The sequence below is a fragment of the Acinetobacter sp. GW821-FHT01C12 genome, from assembly GCF_059422625.1.
Genome location: NZ_JBWKXD010000006.1, coordinates 118,092 through 142,247 on the forward strand (window position 1 = coordinate 118,092; position 24,156 = coordinate 142,247).

The 24,156-nt window shown below is 39.6% G+C and carries 19 protein-coding genes; 7 read left to right on the forward strand and 12 right to left on the reverse strand.

The genetic code is table 11. The features are described from left to right. The first annotated feature begins 49 nt into the window (after positions 1-49). The 3 genes from AC07WY_RS14805 to AC07WY_RS14815 all read left to right on the forward strand — a co-directional run bounded on the left by AC07WY_RS14805 (position 50) and on the right by AC07WY_RS14815 (position 3,202). Positions 50-1,837 carry an amidohydrolase gene (locus AC07WY_RS14805; RefSeq protein ID WP_494736604.1) on the forward strand — a complete coding sequence of 596 codons (1,788 nt, stop codon included), beginning with the start codon at positions 50-52 and terminating at the stop codon, positions 1,835-1,837. Between the two features lie 29 nt (positions 1,838-1,866). Then, complete coding sequence (locus AC07WY_RS14810) at positions 1,867-2,637, forward strand: DUF4850 domain-containing protein (RefSeq protein ID WP_419334518.1); 771 nt, start codon at positions 1,867-1,869, stop codon at positions 2,635-2,637. Between the two features lie 118 nt (positions 2,638-2,755). Next, complete coding sequence (locus AC07WY_RS14815; RefSeq protein WP_004722016.1) at positions 2,756-3,202, forward strand: Mpo1 family 2-hydroxy fatty acid dioxygenase; 447 nt, start codon at positions 2,756-2,758, stop codon at positions 3,200-3,202. Positions 3,203-3,252: 50 nt separating this feature from the next. On the opposite strand, the gene AC07WY_RS14820 is transcribed toward AC07WY_RS14815, so the two are convergent. From AC07WY_RS14820 to rpsB, 6 genes are all read right to left on the reverse strand, one after another. Further along, positions 3,253-3,567, reverse strand: coding sequence for an AzlD domain-containing protein (locus tag AC07WY_RS14820; RefSeq protein ID WP_239046120.1), 315 nt, complete (start codon positions 3,565-3,567; stop codon positions 3,253-3,255). After that, positions 3,564-4,310, reverse strand: a complete 747-nt coding sequence (locus AC07WY_RS14825) for an AzlC family ABC transporter permease (protein WP_494736605.1) — start codon at positions 4,308-4,310, stop codon at positions 3,564-3,566. Before AC07WY_RS14825 ends, AC07WY_RS14820 begins: the two co-directional genes overlap by 4 nt. Before the next feature lie 121 nt (positions 4,311-4,431). Further along, a complete protein-coding gene (locus AC07WY_RS14830) occupies positions 4,432-5,253 on the reverse strand; it encodes an AraC family transcriptional regulator (protein ID WP_494736606.1) in 822 nt (273 codons plus the stop codon). A 129-nt stretch (positions 5,254-5,382) separates the two neighbouring features. Beyond that, the gene (locus AC07WY_RS14835; protein ID WP_494736607.1) at positions 5,383-5,943 is read right to left on the reverse strand and encodes a DUF3465 domain-containing protein; all 561 of its coding nucleotides are present in this window, start codon (positions 5,941-5,943) and stop codon (positions 5,383-5,385) included. Positions 5,944-6,100: 157 nt separating this feature from the next. Then, positions 6,101-6,976, reverse strand: a complete 876-nt coding sequence (tsf, locus tag AC07WY_RS14840) for a translation elongation factor Ts (RefSeq protein WP_494736608.1) — start codon at positions 6,974-6,976, stop codon at positions 6,101-6,103. A 139-nt stretch (positions 6,977-7,115) separates the two neighbouring features. Continuing rightward, positions 7,116-7,868, reverse strand: coding sequence for a 30S ribosomal protein S2 (gene rpsB / locus AC07WY_RS14845; protein WP_004722027.1), 753 nt, complete (start codon positions 7,866-7,868; stop codon positions 7,116-7,118). 219 nt (positions 7,869-8,087) lie between these two features. Between rpsB and map the strand changes: the two genes are divergently transcribed. From map to AC07WY_RS14860, 3 genes are all read left to right on the forward strand, one after another. Then, positions 8,088-8,915 (forward strand): type I methionyl aminopeptidase, encoded by an 828-nt coding sequence (gene map / locus AC07WY_RS14850; protein WP_004722029.1) that lies wholly within the window; start codon positions 8,088-8,090, stop codon positions 8,913-8,915. A gap of 329 nt (positions 8,916-9,244) precedes the next feature. Further along, positions 9,245-10,381 (forward strand): OmpW family outer membrane protein, encoded by a 1,137-nt coding sequence (locus AC07WY_RS14855; protein ID WP_004820002.1) that lies wholly within the window; start codon positions 9,245-9,247, stop codon positions 10,379-10,381. 129 nt (positions 10,382-10,510) lie between these two features. Then, on the forward strand, positions 10,511-11,737 hold the full coding sequence (locus AC07WY_RS14860; protein ID WP_034614286.1) for an MFS transporter: 1,227 nt from the start codon (positions 10,511-10,513) through the stop codon (positions 11,735-11,737). 332 nt (positions 11,738-12,069) lie between these two features. Here AC07WY_RS14860 and AC07WY_RS14865 read toward each other — a convergent pair whose 3' ends face one another. The 6 genes from AC07WY_RS14865 to AC07WY_RS14890 form a co-directional block, all read right to left on the reverse strand. Continuing rightward, positions 12,070-13,314 (reverse strand): NADH:flavin oxidoreductase/NADH oxidase family protein, encoded by a 1,245-nt coding sequence (locus AC07WY_RS14865; RefSeq protein WP_494736609.1) that lies wholly within the window; start codon positions 13,312-13,314, stop codon positions 12,070-12,072. Positions 13,315-13,446: 132 nt separating this feature from the next. Then, on the reverse strand, positions 13,447-15,042 hold the full coding sequence (locus tag AC07WY_RS14870) for a dipeptide ABC transporter ATP-binding protein (protein WP_494736610.1): 1,596 nt from the start codon (positions 15,040-15,042) through the stop codon (positions 13,447-13,449). Beyond that, positions 15,014-16,030 carry an ABC transporter permease gene (locus tag AC07WY_RS14875; RefSeq protein WP_494736611.1) on the reverse strand — a complete coding sequence of 339 codons (1,017 nt, stop codon included), beginning with the start codon at positions 16,028-16,030 and terminating at the stop codon, positions 15,014-15,016. Before AC07WY_RS14875 ends, AC07WY_RS14870 begins: the two co-directional genes overlap by 29 nt. After that, a complete protein-coding gene (locus tag AC07WY_RS14880) occupies positions 16,030-17,100 on the reverse strand; it encodes a microcin C ABC transporter permease YejB (RefSeq protein WP_494736612.1) in 1,071 nt (356 codons plus the stop codon). The genes AC07WY_RS14875 and AC07WY_RS14880 overlap by 1 nt, the downstream gene beginning before the upstream one ends. A gap of 113 nt (positions 17,101-17,213) precedes the next feature. Beyond that, on the reverse strand, positions 17,214-19,055 hold the full coding sequence (locus AC07WY_RS14885; protein WP_494736613.1) for an extracellular solute-binding protein: 1,842 nt from the start codon (positions 19,053-19,055) through the stop codon (positions 17,214-17,216). 72 nt (positions 19,056-19,127) lie between these two features. Then, positions 19,128-22,406, reverse strand: coding sequence for a LysM peptidoglycan-binding domain-containing protein (locus tag AC07WY_RS14890; protein ID WP_494736614.1), 3,279 nt, complete (start codon positions 22,404-22,406; stop codon positions 19,128-19,130). 215 nt (positions 22,407-22,621) lie between these two features. Here AC07WY_RS14890 and dnaQ point away from each other — a divergent pair, with 215 nt between their 5' ends. Beyond that, a complete protein-coding gene (dnaQ, locus tag AC07WY_RS14895; RefSeq protein WP_494736615.1) occupies positions 22,622-24,043 on the forward strand; it encodes a DNA polymerase III subunit epsilon in 1,422 nt (473 codons plus the stop codon). Positions 24,044-24,156 lie beyond the last annotated feature (113 nt).

Sequence of the window (24,156 nt, forward strand, 5' to 3'; positions counted from 1 at the left end):
GTTTGAATAAAATAAACAATATTTAATAAAACAAATTTGGGGATTATTCATGTTTCAAATCAGTAGCCCATCAAAACTTGTCCGTGCAATTGCACCCATCATCTGCGTAATTGGCCTTGGCTCGCTTAGCGCATGTACCACAGTATCTCCAACAAACACGAATACCCACGCTGATCTTGCAACATTGACGCAAACAAACACGCTATTTTACGGTGGCTCAATTTTAACCATGCAAGGCATGTCACCCCATTATGTCGAAGCGCTACTGGTCAAGGATGGAAGAATTGTCTTTGCAGGTGATTTAAAACAAGCGCAAAAGTTAAAACAAAAAAATACCCAAGAGGTTAACTTAAACAGTCATACCCTGCTGCCTGGTTTTATTGATGCACATAGCCATTTAAATAGTGTAGGTCTACAGCAAACTGTAGCAAATCTCTACCCTACGCCCGATGGTAACGTTTCAGATATTGCATCATTGATTCGTGAACTTTCATTATGGCAACAAAACAATCCTGACTTTATCAAAGCAACCTCAGGTTGGATTATTGGAAATGGTTATGATGATGCCCAAATTAAAGAAAAACGGCATCCTACAGCAGATGATTTAGATTTGGTTTCCACCAATCACCCGATTATTGTTTTACATCAGTCTGGACACTTAGGCTCTGTAAATCACAAGGCTCTTGAACTTTTAAACATCGATAAAAATACCCCAAATCCAACTGGCGGGATTATTCGTCGTAAAGCAAATTCTCAAGAGCCAAATGGTGTACTTGAAGAAGCTGCTGTTTTTTCAGCAATGACAACTGCGTTTAGTAAAGTTCCACCTGAAATCATGCAAAATATGGCAAAAACAGCACTAAATACCTATATCAAAAATGGCTATACCACTGTACAAGAAGGTCGTGCAGATCATGGTACCACTGAATTATGGCGAAGTTTTGCGGCCATCAATCAATTGAATATTGATGTCGTGGTTTATCCAGATATTATCAATGAAAAAGAATACATGCTGAAAAATGGCAGTAGTCTCAATTATCAAAATCATTTTAGAATTGGTGGGGTTAAAATCAGCCTAGATGGCTCTCCACAAGGCAAAACCGCATGGCTAACGCAGCCTTACTTCATCCCGCCAGAGGGAAAACCTAAAGACTATCGTGGTTATCCAGCCTATCCAGATACAAAAATGGTTCAAGATGCAATTAATCTAGCTTATAAGAACCATTGGCAAATTCTTGCACATGCCAATGGTGATGCTGCAATTGACCAATATCTCGCAACTATTGAGACAGCCAACGCACAATATGGCCAAGCTGATCGCCGCAATGTAATTATTCATGCACAAACCATGCGTGAGGATCAATTAGATCAAGCCAAGAAATTAGGGCTTATTCCTTCGTTCTTCTCATTACATACTTACTACTGGGGCGATTGGCATAAACATGAAACGCTCGGCGCAGAACGAGCCAACCGAATTTCTCCAACAGGTTCTGCATTAAGAAAAAATATGATTTTTACTGAGCACCATGATGCCCCAGTCATCCCTCCTAAAAATATGATGGTGATTGATGCAACCGTCAATCGTACCACCCGTTCTGGAGATATATTAGGTGAGGATCAAAAAGTCAGTCCTTATATTGCATTAAAATCAGTCACAGATTGGGCTGCATACCAATACTTTGAAGAAAAAGACAAAGGTACCTTAGAAAAAGGCAAATTGGCGGATCTTGTGGTAATAGATCAAGACCCATTAAAAGTGCCCACTCAAAAGATTAAAGACATCAAAATATTGGCAACCTACAAAGAAGGTCAATTGATTTATCAAAGTCCCCAATAAGGATCAGTAGGGAATAGTCGGGATAGGACATGCTTAATTCGAAATTTTTAATCATACTATTGGGCCTAAGTGGTTTTGCTTATGGAGATATCGCTATTTTCAAAGCCACTTTTCCTGATCTAAAAACCAACCAAGCACCTTACCCACAACACCAACTTGAAAAACTTCCCGCAGCCACACTCAGCAATAATGTAACAGTGGATACCTATATTGCAGCAATTCCTAATCCTTTTAACGATACAGGATTCTACAAAGATGATGCCGTCTGTAAGATCAACAATACCCAGCAAGTAAAATGTCAGTTCCGTTATAAAATATCTGCGACTCAAGCAAAAAACTTTAAAATCATTTTACTGCCGGGTATTGGTCCTGTACTTGTCCCCCTATCATGGCAAGTGATCAGCACGGATATGGGACCTTCTGGCGTTGCATATGCTGTGCTGGCAAGCCGTAAAAAAGATGAAGCCATCACCATTTATAATTCTTCCGCGTGTGTTGGCTGTGCCATGCATAGCGCAAGTTTATATTTCCCCAATGTCAAAAAGCTCAGTTTAGACAATGAATTTGGTGCCATTGAAGATAAAAACCACCTGTTAAAAATCGTCAAAGCCAATAAAAATAAAGTGTATTTTAGCTATCAAATTCCCAACTATCCCAACAAAACACATGGGATCGCCTATTATGCCGATGAAAGTGATGGCAACGATGTCACCAATTTTCAGGAAATCAAAGTTACACTTAAACCAGAACATCAAACTTGGGCACGTGATATTTTAAATTTCTATCAGGCCACACATTGAAATCTCCCTGACCAGCACTTAGTTTTATTTAAAGCCGCTATTTTGACCAAAACATTATTCTGATTTATATTGTTTTCAGCAAAAATAAATATAGCCAACCACATGCATGGAGCGCCAAATGAAAACAATCACCGAATGGTTCGATGAATATAGCGAAAGCCATCAAAACAAAACCAATAAAGCCATCCATTGGGCTTGTGTTCCCGCGATTTTATTTGCCATCATTGGGATTCTTGCTCATTTTAGTGCTTTGCTTACGGCACTACTTCTGGTTCTTACCCTCGTTTTCTATGCCCGTTTAGATATTGTTCTTGCTGTAGCAATGACCGCATTAATTGCAGTCATGGCATGGATCATTTACTTACTTCCTGTTGGTGTTGGTTTCTATATTGGGGTGTTTATTTTGGCTTGGATTGGTCAATTTTATGGTCACAAAGTCGAGGGTAAAAAGCCTTCTTTCTTTAAAGACCTTCAATTCCTCCTCATTGGCCCTGTATGGTGTATGGATGCCTATCTTGGTAAAGTACTACCCAAATGGAAAACACGCCAGAAACTGGCTTTTTAGCGCAAATAAACCAGAGGGAAAATCCAATTCGGCTTTTCCCTCCATTTTTTTCAATTTAACAGATAAAATAACCCGTAAAAGCACAATAAACTTAAAGCTAAATTGACTAGAATTTTCTTAGAAATAAGCGCCAAAACAACACAGATCATTGCTGTTAAAAAATAGGCATCCAAAGGCAATGCACGGAATTGGTCTCCATTAAAAAATACAATTGGTGCACAAATTGCAGTCAGTAAACATGGTGCTGAATACTGCAACATATTTCCAATTACACGAGGTAATTTCAGGGCGATTTTAGGTTCCAAGAAAAAGTAGCGGTTAATCAATACAATGGCTGCCAAAGTTAACAATAAAGTCCATGTCATTTTACTACACCTATATTTTTTACTCCGACGATCTTTGCCGTACACATCGCACTAAACATCCCCAAAATCCCGGATAGCACAATGCCCCCTTCAAATTGAAAATATTTAAAAATACAGGCAGATAGCAAGGTACACATGACGCCTACCAAAGTTGCGCTATTTCTCACCATAGGCACAATAATCAAAATAAATACCGCAACAATTGAAAAATCTAAATGTAAGCTTTCTAAATTTGGAATTGATTTAGCCAGTACAATTCCTAACACACTAAATAGGCACCAAGCCAAATAAAAACACAGCCCAGCACCAAACAAATAAGCAAAGCTGCGCTGTTTATCTTTGCCAATGCCGACAGCAAACAGCTCATCTGTCAGCAAGAAGCCAATTAATATGCGTTGCTTAAACGGAAAGCGACTGACATCTTGACGAAAATTAAGCGCATAAATTAAATGCTGACTGGTTAAGAAAAATACCGTAATCATAATCGTCAAGGCAGATGCATGTGACATGACTAAACCTAAACTCACCAACTGTGCTGCACCTGCAAATACAACAGCGGACATTGAGAATGCTTGTGCAAAGCTTAATCCAGCATTGATTGCCATTGAGCCAGCCAGAATACCCCAAGGCAGTACGGCGATAGATAAAGGTAAAATATCGACCACACCCTGGAAAAAAGCCTTTTTATTTTGCTTAGACTTCGGCTCAATCTCGGCAGTGTAAGATTCAAATTGATCACTCATTTGCAAAATCCAAATCTAAGAATTTAATCAGTATCTTATAAATGCTCAGTGATCGCTTGGATGAAATTGCTATTTGGTCAGGAACTGTAAACGTTTAAATGGCTATTCCCGAATACATTTATTAAATATTTAAGGTACTTAAATATTGAGAAGGCGTAACCCCGACTGCTTTTTTAAAATGTCGATTAAAATGACTTTGATCTGAAAAACCACTATTTTGGGCAGTCATTGCAATACTCTGACCTTGTTTTAATAATTGGCGCGCTTTCTGTAAACGGACCTGAACCAACCAACTATGCGGTGGTAAGCCCGTATATTTTTTAAATTCACGTAAAAAATGCCAAGGGCTTAATCCTACATATGTCGCCAAATCAGTGAGCGAATAATCATGCTCAGGGAAGCTGCTTAATAAATCTTTAACTATTTCAACTTTCCGTTGTGCTTCTGGTAATTCAGCAGGTGTTAATTTGGCACAACCATAGCGACTGATTAAGCGGGCTAAAGTGGATAAATACATACTCTCTTTCAGTAAAGTATTTTCTTTTTGTTCTAATAAATCAAAAAGTAAACAGAGTTGCTGTGCCAATCCAACATCTTGCACAACTGCTTGTGGGAACCACGGTACGCTATTTTTAACACTAAAAAAATCTTGCCCTGCATCTAACAACATTTCTGGCGTTGGATAAATTGCACGATATTTCCAGCCTGACTCGACAGCAGATGAACCTGTATGAATTTCATCAGCATTGACTAATATAATGTCACCCTTCGGTGCTGTATGTAACTGCCCAGTCCGATAAAAACTCTGTGCACCATCTTCAATCACACCAATACAATAACCTTCATGCACATGCTTTGAAAATTGCTTATGGTGATACTGTGCTTTTAACAATTCTAATCCACCCAATTCTTTTAGGTGAAAGTAGCTTGCCCACTCCTGCATTTTTTCTATTCAGACTTTTGATAATAATTTAAAAATAGCATGTTTATAAAAAGCGTATAGAACAAAATTGCTATCTATACATTTAAACAAGACCTAATCTTTTGTGCACCTAAGAAAATAACCAATAGATTACTGATAGGTTTTTCCATTATGTTTTAGCCAACCATCTTGATGACGACGCTTTGGATCATGGTGTGTCCAATGCATTACACCACCTTGATTACTATATTCATACTCGCCAAAAAATTCGACAGTATCACCTTTGCGTAAATTATCTATGCGTGGTGCTAAATCAATATTATGTGCAACCAATACAGTTAAGCCATTATCCAGTGCAAGAATAAATTTTTGATGGCGCGAACCTTCATTATCATCACGCAACACGGCTTTTACTCGACCGATGGATTGTACTTGAACATTACTGAGTTTTGCATCATAGGCTTTTCGAATAACCTCAAGACCATTTTGATTTTGACTATTGGCAGACGGCTTATCTTTAAATTGGTTATCATTACCCTGCTCATCCACATGCTGTGTATTGTCTTGTAAATGATTGTTTTGCTGATCGATCGATTCAACTTTAGAGGGTTCAGTTACTTGATTTTTTTGTTGATTGAGATCAACACCCAGATAAGCTGCGACGATCACTGCAATTACAGCACCAATACCAAGTTGTGTTTTATTTGCCATAAAGTTTGAGTCTAATCAATGTTCATTGTGGAATTATAAAAGAATAATCTTTTAGATATGTATGAATTAATTCTTCTAAATCTACTTCAATTAAATTACAGACAAAAAAAACCCCTCAAAAGAGGGGTTTTCAATAATTATACTCAGTGAGTAAAAATTATTTAGCAGCCGCTTGAGCAGCAGCAACTTCTTCTGCAAAGCTCATTTCAGCTTTCTTCTCAATACCTTCACCTACTTCGAAGCGAACGAATTGAGCTACAGTTGTTGCAGTCGCTTTCAATACTTCAGCAACTTTTTTGTCGTTGTCGATTACGTATTGTTGACGCTCAAGAACAACTTCGTTCAAGTATTTTTCAACTGAACCAGTCACCATTTTTTCAACGATGTTCGCTGGCTTACCAGATTCAATCGCTTTAGCTTCTGCAATTTCTTTCTCTTTCGCGATAAGATCAGCAGAAACATCTTCAGCAGTTACAGCAACTGGGTTGAACGCAGCAACGTGCATTGCAATACCTTTACCAGTTTCAGCAGAACCTGTGTAAGAAACAACAACACCGATTTTTAAACCGTGTTTGTAAACTGCAAGGTTTTCACCTTCAACAATTGCAGCACGACGAACTTGAATGTTTTCACCGATTTTTTGAACAAGCGCAATACGAGCTTCTTCAACAGTTGAACCATCTTCAAGTTTCAATTCAGCAATTTGAGCAGCATCAGTTACACCAGCAGCAAGTGCAGCAGTAGCAACTTTAGCAGAGAAACCAGCAAAGTTTTCGTCTTTAGCAACGAAGTCAGTTTGACAGTTTACTTCTAAAAGAATTGCTTTGTTACCTTCTTGAGCAATTGTGATCGCGCCATCAGCAGCAATGTTACCAGCTTTTTTAGCTGCTTTTGCTTGACCTGATTTACGAAGATTATCAATCGCTAATTCGATGTCACCGTCTGCTTCTGTTAATGCTTTTTTGCATTCCATCATTGCAAGACCAGTACGGTCACGTAATTCTTTTACCATGCTCGCAGTAACTGCAGTCATGTTGTTCTCCTAAATACGGTAGAATATGAATCTGTTCAACAAAAACGGCCCAAAGGTTCCTCTGGGCCGTTTTGCTTTCTCGACGCTCAATTTGTCATCATTTTAAATCACAAAAATGACAAGCTTGCGTCAAAACGCATTAAGCCTCAGGAGCTTCTTTCGCAGCTTCTTCGCCTTTAGCTTGAGCATTCGCTTGAGTTTGAGCGTATTCTTTACCAGCAAGAATTGCATCAGCCATTGCAGAAGCATAAAGTGTAACAGCACGGATCGCATCGTCATTACCCGGAATAACGAAATCTACGTTATCTGGGTTAGAGTTTGTATCAACGATACCGATTACTGGAATACCAAGGTTTTTAGCTTCTTTAATCGCGATTGCTTCGTGATCAACGTCGATGATGAACAATGCGTCAGGTAAACCACCCATGTTCTTAACACCGCCTAAAGAGCGTTCAAGTTTTTCCATTTCACGAGCGCGTTCTAATGCTTCACGTTTAGTAAGTTTAGCAAAAGTACCATCTTGTGATTGAGTTTGAAGATCTTTCAAACGGTTGATTGACTGACGAAGAGTTTTCCAGTTAGTCAACATACCACCCAACCAACGGTGATCAACATAAGGCTGACCAGCGCGTTGAGCTTGTTCACGAATGATGTTAGAAGCAGCACGTTTTGTACCAACGAACAATACTTTGTTCTTTTTGCTTGCTAGATTGTTAACAAAATTCAAAGCATCATTTAACGCAGGAACAGTATGTTCAAGGTTGATGATGTGAATACGGTTACGCGCACCAAAAATGTATTGACGCATTTTTGGGTTCCAGAAGCGAGTTTGGTGACCAAAGTGCGCGCCAGCTTGAAGAAGGTCGCGCATGCTTACGTTGTAATCTGCCATTTTCTTTACCTTAAAAGTTTGGGTTAGGCCTCCATATGTCCGCATTCTCCACCCTTTCAGGCACCCAGAGTAATGTGACGACATATGTGCGGATTTTTAAATTACCCTTATCAATATTTCCATAAACCATTCACAAAGAAAGTCACAGAAAGCATTTGATAAATTGGGCGGCTATTTATACCATAGTCACATACAAATTTCCAAAAGTTTTTAAAGATCATGAACAGTACTTACGAAGCACCACGTCGATTAATCAAAACCGCAGATGAAATTGAAAAGATGCGTGTTGCAGGTCGATTGGCTGCAGAAGTTTTGGATATGATCAAACCGCATATCAAACCAGGTGTTAGTACACTTGAATTGGATACGATTTGTCATGACTATATTGTCAACAAACAAGACGCTATACCTGCATGTTTAGGTTATGGCGCTGCACCTGGTCGCCCTGCATTCCAACATGTGATTTGTACCTCTGTAAATCATGTGGTATGTCACGGTATTCCATCTGCGAGTAAAATTTTAAAGAAAGGCGATATTCTCAATATTGATGTCACTGTGATTAAAGATGGTTATCACGGCGATACCAATATGATGTATGTGGTTGGTGGTGAAACATCGATTATTGCTGAACGTTTATGTAAAGTTGCTCAAGAAGCAATGTACCGTGGTATGGAAACGGTGAAACCGGGCTCAACCATTGGTGATATTGGCGCAGCGATTCAAAAATATGTTGAATCAGAACGCTTTAGTGTGGTGCGTGAATATTGTGGTCATGGTATTGGTACAGTATTCCATGATGAGCCACAAGTCCTTCACTATGGTCAACCTAATTCAGGCATGGTTTTGGAAGAAGGTATGACCTTTACCATTGAACCAATGGTCAACGCGGGTGTTTGGCAAACACGTTTAATGGGTGATAAATGGACGGTGGTGACCAAAGACCATAGCCTTTCAGCTCAATATGAACATACCCTGCTGGTGACCAAAGACGGTGTAGAAGTTTTAACTGCGCGCCCTGAAGAAGATCTATCTCGTTTTCAAAAATAACGAAAGTCATTGACTAAAATGACTTATGCTGCTTAACAAAAGGTCATATTTATATGGCCTTTTTTTATGGCTTGAGTTTTTCCTTATCTGCCAAGTCAATGTTTTATGGTTATTTTTAACCGAGATCATGGCCTATTTTTAGCATGTAATATCATGACAACACGATTACAGTTGTATTACATTTATAAACTTATGATAAATAAAACATTAAAAAAAGAACATTCACTTAAAAAAAGCCTTTGTAAAGACTACATTAATTAACAGCAAAAACTTCTAATAATAAAAACGCATAAAAATTAGTATCAATTACGGACATGGAGTCCAAACCTATGAAAAAATCATTACTTTGCATCATGACCTCATGCATGACTTTACCGATGATGGCCCATGCAGATTCACCCTATTTTAGTCTGAAAGATGGTGATGGATTTAAACGCTTTTCTGTTTCAGCAGGTTGGCTACATGCAATGCCGCAAGGTAATCCCAATGGTGTAAACATCAATACCAGTGTTAAGAAAGGCGATTATGCGGTTGGTGATGTGCAACTTGACACTGTGACCAATGCAATTGCCAATACCGAAGAAGGTGCCGCCAAAAAAGAAAAGTTATTGGGTGTGGCAAAACTTGGTGAAACTTTAGGCTTAATTAAAAATGGAACATTAACCTCAAACATGAGTGGTAAAGCCAATATTACCAGTTTAGAAAGCTGGAATAATGCAGATGCAGGACTGAAAGCAGATAATGTTGATACCTTAGGGATCATGGCAAATTACTTCTTTACCGATAATATTTCATTAGAATTTAAAGCAGGTATTCCCCCTAAAGTTGATATTAAAGGACAAGGCCAGATTAATGCCCCTGTACTTGGTATTGCGACACCTGAAGGTAAGCTGGATACACCGATCATTGGCGGAATTGCCAATGGCTTAATTAACGGCATTGGTGGTATTCCCTTAGATACACAAATCCCGATTACCAATTTAGAGCAATCGAAAAAAGCAGCATCTGCAACAGCATGGTTACCTGCCGCAGAAATACATTATCAATTTGGTAAATCTGGTGTAAATAAACTTAGACCTTATGTCGGCGTCGGTGTCATGTATGCGCATTTTACCAATGTAAAAATTGACTCTGGTATCAACAAAGATTTAATTGCTGCAGGCCACATGGTTCAAAATGTTCTTGATGGTCAGGCAGGTGCAGCATTAGAAGGAAAAACATCATCAGCTGATCCTCGCGTTAAAGTAAAAGCCGACGATGCCATAGCGCCTATGGCTACATTGGGTGCAACCTATGATTTTAATGATCGTTGGTTTGGAGTAGGCTCTGTCACTTATGCACCAATGAGTGGTGATGTCAAAATCACTGTCGTTGACAACAATACAGGGAAATCGCTCATCGGCGCTAAAACCAAAATTGATATTGATCCGCTGATTACTTATGTCGGTGTGGGTTATCGGTTCTAAAAGCTAAATTTATTTTCACTAAAATGTGTTGATTGATCACTAAAATTTATCGATTGATAAATTTTTATTCTATCGCTAAGTCCCATTGAATCATCTACAATTCTCATATGATGATTCAATGGATAGCTTATGTCAGTACAACAGGACGACACGCGTTTCTCTAAACCACTCATTTATATGCTTATTGGAAGTGCTTTTATCTTGGCACTCTCTTTAGGTGTACGTCACGGTTTTGGGCTTTATCTTGTGCCCATGAGCCATGAGTTTGGTTGGAGTCATCAGGTTTTTAGTTTAGCCATTGCCATACAAAATCTATTCTGGGGCGCAGTACAACCTTTTACTGGTGCGCTTGCAGACAGATATGGGAGTAAGACGATTGTTGCGATAGGCGGGGTGCTCTACACCATTGGCCTATTGTTAATGTCTATCAGTTCAAATGTGCTGTTATTGGATATCAGTGTTGGGTTAATTATCGGCTTAGCCCTCTCTGCAACCTCATTCTCGGTATTACTTTCAGCCGTAGGACGAGCAGCGCATCCAAGCAAGCGCAGTATGGCAATGGGTATTGCCAGTGCAGCAGGTTCATTTGGGCAATTCATTATGTTGCCAACCACCCTGCTTCTCATTAAAAATTTCGGCTGGTCATCTGCGCTGGTCATTACAGCAATGCTGATCGTGTTGATTGTTCCATTGGCATGGATGCTTAAAGCACCTATGTATGTACCACCAAATGCAATTAAACAAGCGATAAAACCCAATTTAAGCTTTAAACAGATTCTTAAAATTGCCTTTCAGCATAAACCTTTTTTATGGTTGGCCTTTGGTTTTTCAGTGTGTGGGTTCCAAGTGGTTTTTTTAGGCATTCACCTGCCAGGTTATTTGATTGATCATGGTTTTGATGCCTCTACTGGAACGATCTTTCTCGCATTGGTTGGTCTATTTAATATTATCGGAACCTATACCGCAGGTTGGCTTGGTGGTAAGTATTCTAAACCGCATCTACTTATGGGTTTATATGGTTTACGTGGCGTTGCGATTGTTGCATTTCTGATGCTGCCATTGAGTATTTGGACTGTTTACGCCTTTGGTATCGTTATGGGGATCTTATGGCTTTCGACTGTACCTCTAACCAATGGCATTGTAGCCAATATGTTTGGTGTAAAATACTTAACCATGCTAAGCGGTCTAGTGTTTTTCACTCACCAAATCGGTTCATTTTTTGGTGGATGGCTAGGCGGTTTAAATCATGATATAACGGGTAACTACAACATCATTTGGGGATGCTCAATTGCCTTGTGTGTAGTCGGCGTTATTGTGCATTTCTTTGTCAATGAAGAGGCTGTGGTTAATGACTAACTCATTCTCGTGGTTCAAGCTTAGTATCTGGTTGGTTATTGTTGTTCTGTTCGGGCTGTCAAGTATGCTGTGGTTGAACACGCCTGAATTATTTGAATATTTTAATATGGCTTTTTGTGCGCATTAATTTGAACTGAATTTCACGACCTAAACGTTTGAGCTGAATCTCAGTGCTATTGATTCAAAACGGTCAATAAAAGCTGCCAGACAATCGTGCTTATGGCAGCTTTTTTTAAATTCACTATTTAGTCTTTATCTTTTTAAATAAAAAAGTTCACACATTAAAAAGACCATTTCACAATGGTCTTTTTAATGATCAACACTCGATGACCTTAAGCTGATTTTCGCGAGTTTACTCGTCCTTGAATCACCGCTTTGATATTATTTTTTGCATAATTAAAGAAAACCTTGAGTGGAGAAAGCTTAGGATTTGGCTTCTTCCCTTCACCAATTGCTTTAAACTGAGCGGCATACCACAGAATTTCCATGATCGCCATTTTATCAACAAAAGGAATACCCGTTTTGATCTGCTCTACTGCATATCGAACGTCCTGACCTGCAATCAAGTTGTTGCTGACTTCAGGTTCTACCGCAAGAGGACGTGCAATCCCAATAAATTCACACGCACCACTGTCTAAAGCCGCATTCATACCTTGTGCTGTACGGAAACCACCTGTCACCATAAGATGACATTTGACTTCTTTACGAATTTTTTCTGCAAAATCTAAGAAATATGCTTCACGTGCAATCGTACTTTGCTTACGTTTATCTGCTTTTGCGCCTGCCATTGCTGGTGCTTCATAGGTACCACCAGAAATTTCGATCAAATCGATCCCTGCTGTATCAATGGCTTTAAATACTTGAACCACTTCTTCTTCTGTGATTCCACCACGCTGGAAATCTGCAGAGTTCAGTTTGACTGAGATAATAAAGTTTTCTGAGGTTTTAGCACGCACTGCAGCATAAATTTCTAATAAGAAACGCATACGGTTTTCAATCGAACCGCCCCATTGATCTTGACGTTTATTGGTCAATGGTGAAAGAAATTGACTGATTAAATAACCATGTGCACCATGTAACTGTACACCGTCAAAACCTGCTTTTTCACAGATCCGCGCAGCTTCAGCAAATCGTTGAATGATATCTAAAATTTCTGCTTCATTGAGTGCACGTGGCGTACCAAATGTCGTTGCCAACATTGGACTAAAAGGCACTGCTGAAGGTGCCACTGTTTCTTTATTGAGTCCTTTTGGACACTGGCGACCTGGATGTGATAACTGAATCAGTTGTACCATCCCGTGCTTTTTACCCACATTTGCCCATTCAGTCAATTTGGCAAGATCACGCTCAGTTTCAACGACAACAACACCCGGCTCATTTTTCGCACGGAAATCCACCATTACATTCCCCGTAATGGCACAACCCAAGCCGCCTTTCCCCCAAGCATCATATAAACCTAAATGCAATTGGTTCGGTTGCCCTGCATGATTGGCCAATGCTTCACTCATTGCACCTTTAATGATTCGGTTTTTAAATCTCGTGGTTTTTATTTCTAATGCTTGTGCAAGATGGCTCATGGTCAAATCTCTTTAGTGATTAGAGCTTTTACTCTAATTTAAATTTATAATAGTTCAAGCGTAAATCTGACAATACGTTTTGTCAACTTTGTTAATGTGAATATTTTTTGTACCAAAACCATCTATACAGCGTTAATACTGACTCGCTGCAATTAATCGCTTGGTATAGTCATTTAAAGGTTTATCAAATAAGGCTTGAGTGTCTTGAAACTCGATAACTTTAGCATCTTTTAATACCAAAACTTTCTGACAAAGTGCTTTTACAACCTGTAAATCATGACTTATAAACAAATAACTCATTTGATAATCCTGTTGCAACTGGCGCAATAATTTTACAATTGCACGTTGTGTAGTCCGATCAAGAGCTGAAGTTGGTTCATCGAGAATCAGTAATTTAGGGCGCAATACCACTGCACGTGCTAAAGCCACACGTTGCCGTTGACCACCAGACAATTCATGCGGATAACGCTGTTTAACTGTTATTGGGAGCTCTACTTTATCTAAAATTTCATTGATACGAATCAGCATTTCAGCTTCTTTTAGATGTTGTAGTACCAAGCCCTCTCGAATAATCTGGTCGACAGTCATACGTGGATTTAAACTGCTTAACGGATCTTGGAATACAATTTGAAAATTGGATCGAAGCGGACGTAACTTACGCTGACTCAATCTGTTCAAGTCTTGATTGAGTAGAAAAACATTACCCGAGCACTGTATCAGTCGTGCGATTGCCAGCGCCAAAGAGGTTTTACCTGAACCGCTTTCTCCGACAATACCGATGGACTCAGCGCGATCTAAACGTAAATTGAGCGGTTGAACGGCAACAAAATAATCTTTAACTCGATTAAATATGCCCTTTCTTATTGGAAATTTCACCCCAACACGATGTAGAGATAAAACTAAATTACGTTTATGCGGTAAAGCATTGGCTTCACCAAAATCATGATCCAATAAATATTGGGTATAGCTGGCTTTAGGGGTTTGAAAAATATTTCGAACTGTGCCTTTTTCTTCAACCTGCCCCTGATTCATCACAATCACTTGATTGGCATATTTACGTACCAAATTCAAATCATGACTAACCAAAATCATGGCCATTTTATGGTTTAAAATAAGCAGTTGTAATAAGTTTAAAACTTGCGATTGTAATGTGACATCTAAAGCTGTTGTCGGCTCATCCGCGATAATAATTTCAGGCTTTTGTGCCAAAACAGATGCAATCAAAACACGTTGTCGCTGACCACCCGATAACTCATGTGGATAACGATTCAACTTATCCTCAGGTTCGTCCATTCCGACATCACACAATAAGTCATAGACACGTTTTCTGACTTTTTCCTTGGACATCCCGTCTAAAAGTAAAGTCTCACCAATAATCCGCTCAACCTTGTGTAGCGGGTTGAGTGCAGTCATTGGTTCTTGAAAAATCATGGCAATTTTTTTACCACGGATCGCCAACTGCGCATTTTGATTAAGAGACAATAGGTTTTGCTCATCATATAACGCTTGCCCAGTCACAGTTAAATTTTCAGGAAGCAAGCCAAGTAATGCCAAACCACTAATTGATTTGCCTGAACCACTCTCCCCGACAATCGCAACAGTTTCCCCGACATGTAGGTCAAAGTTAAGATTATTGACCAGCACCTCTTTACGCTGATTTTCAATATGCAGATGTTGGACAGACAACAACAAAGATTGATCATTTTTGACGTCTTGGATCGAATGCATCGCGTGTCGCCTCCCCAATATAAACCAATAAAGATAGCACCAAGGCCAAAGTAAAAAATCCTGACAAAGCCAGCCACGGCGCATTTAAATTATTTTTACCTTGTAATAACAATTCACCGAGGGAGGCTGCATCTGGTGGAAGCCCATAACCTAAAAAATCCAATGCAGTAAGTGCGGTGATATTTGCAGTCAGCATAAATGGAAGTTGAGATAAACTTGAACTGATCACATTGGGCAAGATATGTCGGAACATAATCATCAAATCACTCACCCCTAAGGCACGTGCTGCTTGAACATAATCTAAATGACGGGCGCGAAGAAATTCAGCACGCACTATACCGACCAACTCTGTCCAGCCAAAAATCAACATAATCAGAAATAGCCAATAGACACTCGGGGTAAATAGACTGACCAAGATGATCACCATAAATAAAGTCGGCAAACCACCCCAAACTTCAAGCAGACGTTGCCCAATTAAATCTACCCATCCGCCATAATAGCCCTGTATCGCCCCAACAATAATTCCAATAAATGCAGCAAATAGTGTCAATGCCAAACCAAACAACAGTGATATACGTAGACCATAAAGAATACGGGTAAATACATCACGCCCTTGATCATCTGTACCTAACCAGTTTTGTGCGGTGGGTGGCGATGGAACAGGAACGGCTAAATCTAAATTGGGAGTTTGGTAGGAATAACGAACCAGTGGCCAAATCGACCAACCTTTTTCATCAATCAACTGCTGAACTACCGGATCACGATAATCGGCTTCTGTTTCAAAGACCCCACCAAAATGTGTTTCAGGATAAGCCTTTAAAACTGGCATGTAATAATGCTGATCGTATTTGACCAATAAGGGCTTATCATTGGCAATAAATTCGGCAGAAATTGAAAGAATAAATAAAACAATAAATACGATGAAACAGACAAAACCTAAGCGATTTTTCTTAAATTTCTGTATTCGTGCTTGCATGATCGATGACATTATTTTGCACCTCTCGATTCAAAATCAATTCGCGGATCAATCACACGATAAACCACATCACAGATCAAACGTAAAATCAGCCCAAATAAGGTCAGAAAGAACAAAGCGCCAAAAATCACTGGATAATCACGCTGTTGTACGGCTTCAAAACCCAGCAAGCCTAAGCCATCCAAGTTAAAAATAATTTCAATCAGTAGATTTCCAACAAAGAACACCCCAACCAATACTTCAGGCAAACCGGCAACAATCACCAACAATGCATTGCGAAATACGTGTTTATATAACACGTCATTTTCAGTTAAGCCTTTTGCTCGTGCTGCAAGCACATACTGCTTATTGAGCTCTTCCATAAATGAATATTTAGTCAGATAGGTTAAACTTGCAAATCCGCCCAACACCATGGCCAGCAAAGGTAAAGCCATGTGCCAAAAATAATCTGCTATTTTTTCAAATAAATTGAGACTGTGAAAGTTGTCTGAAACAAAGCCTTGTAACGGAAACCATTGTAAATAAGAACCTCCAGCAAAAAATACGATCAACAATATTGCAAATACAAAAGCGGGAACGGCATAGCCCACAGCCAAAAGTAATGAGGTTGATTTATCACAAAATAAGCCATGCTGCTTGGCTTTTTTAACCCCTAAAGGAATTGAGATTAAATAAATTAAAAAAGTGCTCCACGCACCCAAGGAAATGGTAACTGGCATTTTTTCCCATAACAGCTCAGTCACCGGCTTATCTTTAAAAAAACTCGTGCCAAAATCTAAAGCTAAATAGTTTTTTAACATCAACCAGAATCGTTCATGTGCAGGTCGATCAAAGCCATATTGCTGTTTGATTTTATTGATCATATCTTCGCTTAAGCCCTGTGCACCACGATACTCATGGTTATTTACCGAAGATGATAGACCTCCAGCAGTCATATTGACTCCTTGGAAGTTTTCTGCTTGTTGAATCGCTTGTTCAACAGGCCCACCAGGTGCAATTTGAACCACAACAAAATTGATCAAGAGAACAAAGAACAATGTCGGGATGATCAGTAACAGCCTTTTGAGTATATATGTGCCCATTGAAACGATGTTCCTTATGACCTCATGAGGGTAGATATGTCAATTTAAACACCACTTACGTTGAGCCACTGATGTTTTAACCATGAAGATTTGAAATTATGCTTTTAAAATGCTCATTTTTTTAAATATTGCTCTACTTTTTTCGCTTGATCTGCATCTGCCCACCAATACTCTAAACCGAGGGATAATTTTGGTTTAACTTTGGGTAGCTGATACATATTCCAATAAGCATACCAGTTTTTATCATTGCCATAAGTCAGAATTTGATAATAGCCTGCACGTAATACCCGATCCAGTGCTCGGGTACGAAGCACCAATTGTTCACGGTTCGGTGCATAAATAATCTGTTGAATCAGCTGATCGACCACTGGACTTTTAACACCTGCATAATTGTAATTGCCCACTTCATCGGCAGCTTTACTGCCCCACATCTGTGCCTGTTCAGCACCTGGTGTTAATGATTGCGGCATATCGATAGCAGTCATCTGAAAATCTAAACGGCGCATACGCTCTGTATATTGCGGTAAATCGACTTGACGAATATTTGCCAGAATCCCAAGTTTTTTTAAATTACGAATATATGGCAACAAAGTCCGTAGCGCGCCATCTTGATGAATCAGAAATTCAATTTGAATGGGGCGACCTTGTCTATCCACCAATAGTCCATTGTGAAAACGATAACCCGCCTTTAATAGCATCGAACGTGCAATCAATAAATTCTGTCGGTTAAAACCACTGGCATCTGAAACTGGGTATTTCCAATCTGCCAATACACCTTGGCGTTGTAATGCGGGCAATTGCTTTAAATAAGGCGTTAAAATTTCAAGTTCTTTCGCGCTTGGTTTTCCAGTCGCAGCAAGCTCACTGTTTTGAAAGTGGCTTTGCAAGCGAATATTTTGACCAAATAACAATGCTTTGTTGATCCATTCAAAATCATAAGCATAGGTTAATGCTTGGCGAAAATTGAGATCATTGAATGGCGCCTTTCGGGTATTAAAAACCAAACTTTGCGTGAGTGCTGGTGTTTCAATCTTAGAAATATACTTTTTCACCAAACCTTGTTTTACCGCAGGAAAATTATATTCGGTGACCCAGTTACGGGCATTTTTTTCTTGATAAAAGCGATATTGTCCAGATTTAAACCCTTCAAAAGCGATTTCAGGGCTTCGATAATAAACATATTTCATGTGATCAAAGTTATAACGACCACGATTGATGGCTAAGTCCTTTGCCCAATAATTTGGATTGCGCTTATAGCTAATACTGCGCCCAGAATCAATACGTTCAATCAGATAAGGCCCCGATCCTAAAATCGGCTGCAAGGTCACTTTGCTATAGTCTTTATTTTTCCAATCTGCTTTTGAATAAATCGCAATTTTTGCCAAAATAAAGGGCATATCTGCATTGTGGTCTGATTTAAATGTCATTTTCACTTGGTATTTAGACAATACCTCAGTCTTGGCTAAATCAGACAAATACATTTGAAAGCCCAGATTGGCTTTGCTTTGAATGATATCAAAACTAAATTTAACATCCTCAGCCGTGACGGGTGAACCATCACTAAAACGGGCTTTAGGATTTAAATGGAAAATAACAAATTTGGTTTTAACAGGATCATAAGTGACTTTTTCAGCGAGAAGCGGATATAACACACCCGGTTCATCCAATGAGCTATCCATTAAGCTATCAAACAGATAATTAATCCCTTCAGTTGAACTGCCTTTGCCATTCATACTGTTGAGATTATCAAAGGTGCCTATACTCGCTGTACTGATATAGCCACCTTTGGGTGCATTGCTATTGGCATAAGGCATCACCTGAGCTTTGTCATACTGTGGAGCATTATGTACAGCAATATAAGCTGTTGTCTGTAGAGCAGCATCAACATTTAAGCTTGCAACACATAATCCCAATGCCAGCCCGATCGGGCTGACACATGCAAAACTTAGGCGCATTCCCCTATTTTCCTTTATTCAAAAAAGTTTTTGAAATGTTAAGCTTTAAACGTCACTCCAATAAAATGGCGCTTAAAGATTCGGAACTTTAATAATGCTGCCAATGCGTAATGACGCGTTTGGTTTTAATTCATTCATCTCAGCAAGTGCACTGGTATCAATCCCAAACTTGCTGGCTAAACGAATCAATGAATCACCGCTTTTCACTTTGTATTCAGTCACTGTTTTAGGAATACGAATAGATTGTCCACGTTGTAAACCCGCACGTGGGCTCAGATCATTCAATTCAGCCAGTTCTTGAACTGACATGCCAACACGATTTGCAATCGCATTTAACGACTCACCAGACTTCACCGCATAGCTTTCAGTATTCTTACTCGAAGCTTTTGCTGTTGCTTTCGCAGTCGCCTTTAGGTCTTCTTTTTCTTTAGATAGCGTGGATTTACTGGGTAATTCCCCATCAAGCTTTAAGCGTTGTCCAATATCCAAAGCCTGATTACGCGACAAACCATTTAATTCACTTAAATAAGACAATTGCAGTTTATATTTTTTTGCAACGCTTGCCAGTGTTTCACCTGATTTGACCACATGGATATCTTTACTAGCGCCTTCTGATTTCGACTCATTTCTCGCTTGTGCTTTCTCTTTACTGCTGGTTTCAGGCGTGCCAGTCAACTTCAATTTCTGCCCAACAAACAAACCAGATGTACTCTTTAAACCATTTAAATCGGCAATTTGGTTAACTTGCAAATTATATTTATTTGCCAGCGCAATCAGGCTATCACCAGATTGCACAGTATAGGTTTCTGGTGTTGTTGTTCCAGCAGGGATCTTAATGATTTGACCCACAAGCAAGTTTTTAGATGTCGAAATTTTGTTTAACTCGGCTAATTCTGCCAAACTTAATTTAGACTGAACTGCAATACTGGATAAACTGTCGCCACTTTGAACTTTATAGTTCTCAGTTTTATAGTTTGTTTCAGCTTTTACATTCTTAAACTTACTTTGATCAATCACTTTAGAGTCAAGTTTAGCTTCAGGCTCATTAACTTCATTGAGAGGCACATTGATCTTTTGCCCCACAAATAAGCTACCTGAAGTATCTAGTCCTGGAGTCAAATCAGCAAGTTCATGTACAGACAAAGCATAACGATCGGCAATCACTTTAAGATATTCGCCACGTTTAACTGCATAAGCCTTGGTCTTGATTTTTGCAACAGGCTTAGAGGTATCTGCGCGAACCACTGCTTTATTGATTTCAGATAATTTATCATCTGAAGCATCTTTAAGCTTTAATTTCTGACCGACAAATAAATTACTGTTGGTATTCAGATTATTATAATTTGCCAATTGTGAAACAGATAAATCAAACTGATTTGCCACACTGGTTAAACTGTCATTTGGTTTAACCACATAATTGGCTGGAACTGAATCCGTGGTTTTGCGAGAAACCACAGGGGTATCAATTTGTGGTTTGGCATCATATAAATACAAAGTCGCCCCAACAAATAAAGTTCCGTTTGGATCAACTTGGTTCCATTTGGCAATATCGCGCCAATTTACGCCATTCTTTAAAGCAATCGTTGCTAAAGTATCCCCTGCCAAAACGGTATAAGTACTGCGTTTACCTCTTGGTGGTTCAACCACAACTTCAGTTTCGGTTTTCTTAAAGTTCTTATCTTGATTCAGTTTGGCTTCTTCCGAGTTTGCAGGTGTGGTGTCTGCTAAACCTTTAGGATATGAGAATCCAACCGTATTTTCTTTACCTTGAACCTCTGCAACCGATTGACTGGTTTGAATTGCAGTCAGCTTAATTTTACCATCATACGGATCCAGCACTTCTGTCCCTTGTGGTGCAATCGCCTTAATCTCTTTAACCACTTCTTCTTTTTCAGCTTGGGTGGCTTGAGGTTCTAAAACTTGTTTAACCGTTTCCTTTTCACCTTCAGCTTTTACTGCGGCAAGAATTTGTGCTTTTTCATGTGCAGAAATTGGCGGCTCTGCGGCAACAGGTTTCACATTGGCTGCATTGGTCACAGCAACAGGAATACGTGGCGCACTTGGAATATCAGCATTGGCAGCAAATTGCGCTAATGCATCCGAGCCTTGTGGTGTATTTTTGAGCGTGCTCAATGAACCTGCAGTTGTCGTGGTGGTTTTTGCTGTTGTTAAAGCAGGTGGCGTCGCTTTACTTGGAGTAATCGATTGAGTCACTGTCGAGGTGACTGCTGTAGGCGTTAAAGTCCGTGTAGCTGTAGTTGGCGCAGTATTGCTTGCCCATAAACCGCTATCAGAACCCGGTTTTAACGCTCTTAGTTTTGCATCGATGGTCGGACTAAGATCCGCAGGAATCAAAATACGTAAGGTACTCGATGGATCAACAAATTCACCACGATGACCAGGGTTTAAAGCATATAGCTCAGCACGACTTAAATTGGTAATTGAAGCAATTTGATTGAGTTGTACGCCTGGTGGAACTGCAACTTCTCTAAAGTGCGGACGATTGGCAATCGGTGGTAAGCTCACCCCATATTTAGATGGGCTTTTAATAATCTGCGCCACAGCTAAAAAGCGTGGTACATAGTTCATGGTCTCTTGCGGTAAACGCAATGACCAATAGTCTGTTGGTAAGCCCGCAGCTTGGTTACGATTAATTGCTTGCTGGATACGCCCTGGGCCTGCGTTATAGGCAGCCAAAGCCAACTCCCAAGAACCGAATTGATTGTATAAACTACCTAAAAACTCATAAGCGGCACGTGTTGATTCAACCACATCACGACGCCCGTCGTATAAACTGGTTTGTCTTAAACCATAAATTTTCCCTGTACTTGGGATAAATTGCCACATCCCAGCTGCGGCGGCACTACTGGTTGCTGCTGGGTCATAAGAACTTTCAATAATCGGCAACAGTGCTAATTCAGTAGGTAAACCACGACGTTCAGCTTCTTTCACGGTATGGTAAAGATAGCGTGATGCACGTGCACTTAGACGGTCAATATAAGGTTGGCGTGAAACAAACCAGCTCCGTTGCGCATCGATACGAGGATCCCAATGGTTTTCATCCATTTTAAAACCGACTGACATCCGCTTCCATACGTCACCATGTTTTAAAATCAGTAGGCGATCGCCCTCTACCGCGCGTATATCAGTTGCAGAAAGTAGATCTTCTAGAGAATCCAGACTGCTGGCATCTAACATGCCTGCTGACTTTGATGTTTGAACCTTTGATGTTGTCGACGTCGAAGAACACCCTGCAGTCAACCCTAATGCTGCGAATGCAGATGTTAATAAGGATAATTTAAAGAAAACAGTCGCAGTAGGTTGCCACACCATTGTGGTAGGTTTAAACATAAGAGTTCCGAACAACATTTAGTAAATTATTTTATCATTGCCATTTTAGTAGAGCTAAACGCGCTTACAAGGCAAATTTTGAATGCGAATTGCATACAAATGTTACAAGAAATTAAAAAAATCTCAGTTCATGCGTAGAAAACGCCGATTTGCGTATACAATAAATTCTTAAACCACGATGTTCAACTCTTAATTCACTTTCATTGGTTATTACTATGTCACAAACAATCACACTTTATGTCGATGGTGCTTGTAAAGGCAACCCAGGTCCTGGTGGCTGGGGCGCTTATATCATCACTGAAACAGAAGAACATAAGTTGTGTGGTGGTGAACTTGATACAACCAATAACCGCATGGAACTTACCGCAGCCATTGAAGGGATCGCATTTTGCCCAACCGAAGCAAAATTAGTGCTTTGGACCGATTCCAACTATGTAAAACGTGGCATTACCGAATGGATTGAAGGGTGGAAAAAGAAAAACTGGAAAGATGTAAAAAACCCAGATCTTTGGAAAAAACTCGATCAAACCTGCCAAGGTCGCGAAATTGAATGGAACTGGATTAAAGGTCATGCTGGACATGCAGGCAATGAAATGGCAGATCAATTGGCGAATTTAGGTACTCAGCAAATACTCGACGCAAAAAAAAACACCACTGCGCCAAGCAAATTGACTGAACCCTTGGCAGTGGCTGATGATAAAAAAAAACATGAAAAAGACTGGCTGCTTGACGATCCCTTTGGATTTGACCTGATTGAATCAGATGAAATGATAGAATCGGAAATTAGCCCTCAGCAGGATGTCATGCCAGCTCATGAAATTGAGATGGAAGAACCATCTAACCAAGATATCAATGAAAATGATGAGCCAGCAATGAGCCAACCCGCAATGCGAGATATTCATCCACAAATTGTGATTACACCTGCGACGGTCCAGTTACATGGCCCTAAACAATTTATTCTGGATACCGAGACCACCGGTTTCTATTATCAGGACAGTGACAGAATTGTTGAAGTTGGCGCAATTGAAATGGTCAATCGTAAACTGACTGGCAGTTCGATTCATATCTATATTAATCCAGAAAAACCAGTTGGCGATTCAGAAGCCATCCATGGTATTACCGATGAGTTTTTAAAAGATAAGCCAAAATATAGCGAAATTGCGCAAGTTTTATTTGACTACTTAAAAGGCAGTGAAATTATTGCGCATAATGCAAGCTTCGATATGAACTTCTTAGATATGGAGTTCAAGCGCAGTGGTCTACAGGCACTCTCAGAAGTATGTGAAGTGACTGATACCTTGGCGATGGCGAAAAGCAAACATCCCGGACAAAAGAACTCTTTGGATGCCTTAGTTCGCCGTTATGAAATTCCGCAACGAGATCGTACTTTCCATGGTGCCTTACTCGATGCTGAAATTTTATCTGATGTTTATCTTGCCATGACAGGCGGCCAAGTATCCTTTGACATGGATGCTCTTTCTGCACATACTGATCAGGCGCAAAGAAATACAACTCGGAAAAAAATTGAAATCAATGCCCCAATCATTTTGCCTTCAGATGAAGAATTAGAAGCACATGAGAACTGGGTCAAACAATTTCAAGAAAAACATGGGGAAGCCTGCATTTTTGCAAAATAAAATTTGAAATTGATGGCTATTTTTTCTGTAAAGATGGTCTTCTTCGGCTATATTAAAACTTAGAAAATTAGCCTCATTTTGAGGCTATGAAATAAAACATTCAGATACCCAGG

Bases quoted from the DNA above. Each gene is read 5' to 3' on its own strand.
- AC07WY_RS14880 (WP_494736612.1), bottom strand. From the start codon at position 17,100: ATGGGCACATATATACTCAAAAGGCTGTTACTGATCATCCCGACATTG.
- AC07WY_RS14835 (WP_494736607.1), bottom strand. From the start codon at position 5,943: ATGGCAAATAAAACACAACTTGGTATTGGTGCTGTAATTGCAGTGATC.
- AC07WY_RS14865 (WP_494736609.1), bottom strand. From the start codon at position 13,314: ATGAGCCATCTTGCACAAGCATTAGAAATAAAAACCACGAGATTTAAA.
- AC07WY_RS14810 (WP_419334518.1), top strand. From the start codon at position 1,867: ATGCTTAATTCGAAATTTTTAATCATACTATTGGGCCTAAGTGGTTTT.
- dnaQ (WP_494736615.1), top strand. From the start codon at position 22,622: ATGTCACAAACAATCACACTTTATGTCGATGGTGCTTGTAAAGGCAAC.
- AC07WY_RS14815 (WP_004722016.1), top strand. From the start codon at position 2,756: ATGAAAACAATCACCGAATGGTTCGATGAATATAGCGAAAGCCATCAA.
- AC07WY_RS14825 (WP_494736605.1), bottom strand. From the start codon at position 4,310: ATGAGTGATCAATTTGAATCTTACACTGCCGAGATTGAGCCGAAGTCT.
- AC07WY_RS14860 (WP_034614286.1), top strand. From the start codon at position 10,511: ATGTCAGTACAACAGGACGACACGCGTTTCTCTAAACCACTCATTTAT.
- rpsB (WP_004722027.1), bottom strand. From the start codon at position 7,868: ATGGCAGATTACAACGTAAGCATGCGCGACCTTCTTCAAGCTGGCGCG.
- tsf (WP_494736608.1), bottom strand. From the start codon at position 6,976: ATGACTGCAGTTACTGCGAGCATGGTAAAAGAATTACGTGACCGTACT.
- AC07WY_RS14875 (WP_494736611.1), bottom strand. From the start codon at position 16,030: ATGTCATCGATCATGCAAGCACGAATACAGAAATTTAAGAAAAATCGC.
- AC07WY_RS14830 (WP_494736606.1), bottom strand. From the start codon at position 5,253: ATGCAGGAGTGGGCAAGCTACTTTCACCTAAAAGAATTGGGTGGATTA.
- AC07WY_RS14890 (WP_494736614.1), bottom strand. From the start codon at position 22,406: ATGTTTAAACCTACCACAATGGTGTGGCAACCTACTGCGACTGTTTTC.
- AC07WY_RS14855 (WP_004820002.1), top strand. From the start codon at position 9,245: ATGAAAAAATCATTACTTTGCATCATGACCTCATGCATGACTTTACCG.
- AC07WY_RS14885 (WP_494736613.1), bottom strand. From the start codon at position 19,055: ATGCGCCTAAGTTTTGCATGTGTCAGCCCGATCGGGCTGGCATTGGGA.
- map (WP_004722029.1), top strand. From the start codon at position 8,088: ATGAACAGTACTTACGAAGCACCACGTCGATTAATCAAAACCGCAGAT.
- AC07WY_RS14820 (WP_239046120.1), bottom strand. From the start codon at position 3,567: ATGACATGGACTTTATTGTTAACTTTGGCAGCCATTGTATTGATTAAC.
- AC07WY_RS14805 (WP_494736604.1), top strand. From the start codon at position 50: ATGTTTCAAATCAGTAGCCCATCAAAACTTGTCCGTGCAATTGCACCC.
- AC07WY_RS14870 (WP_494736610.1), bottom strand. From the start codon at position 15,042: ATGCATTCGATCCAAGACGTCAAAAATGATCAATCTTTGTTGTTGTCT.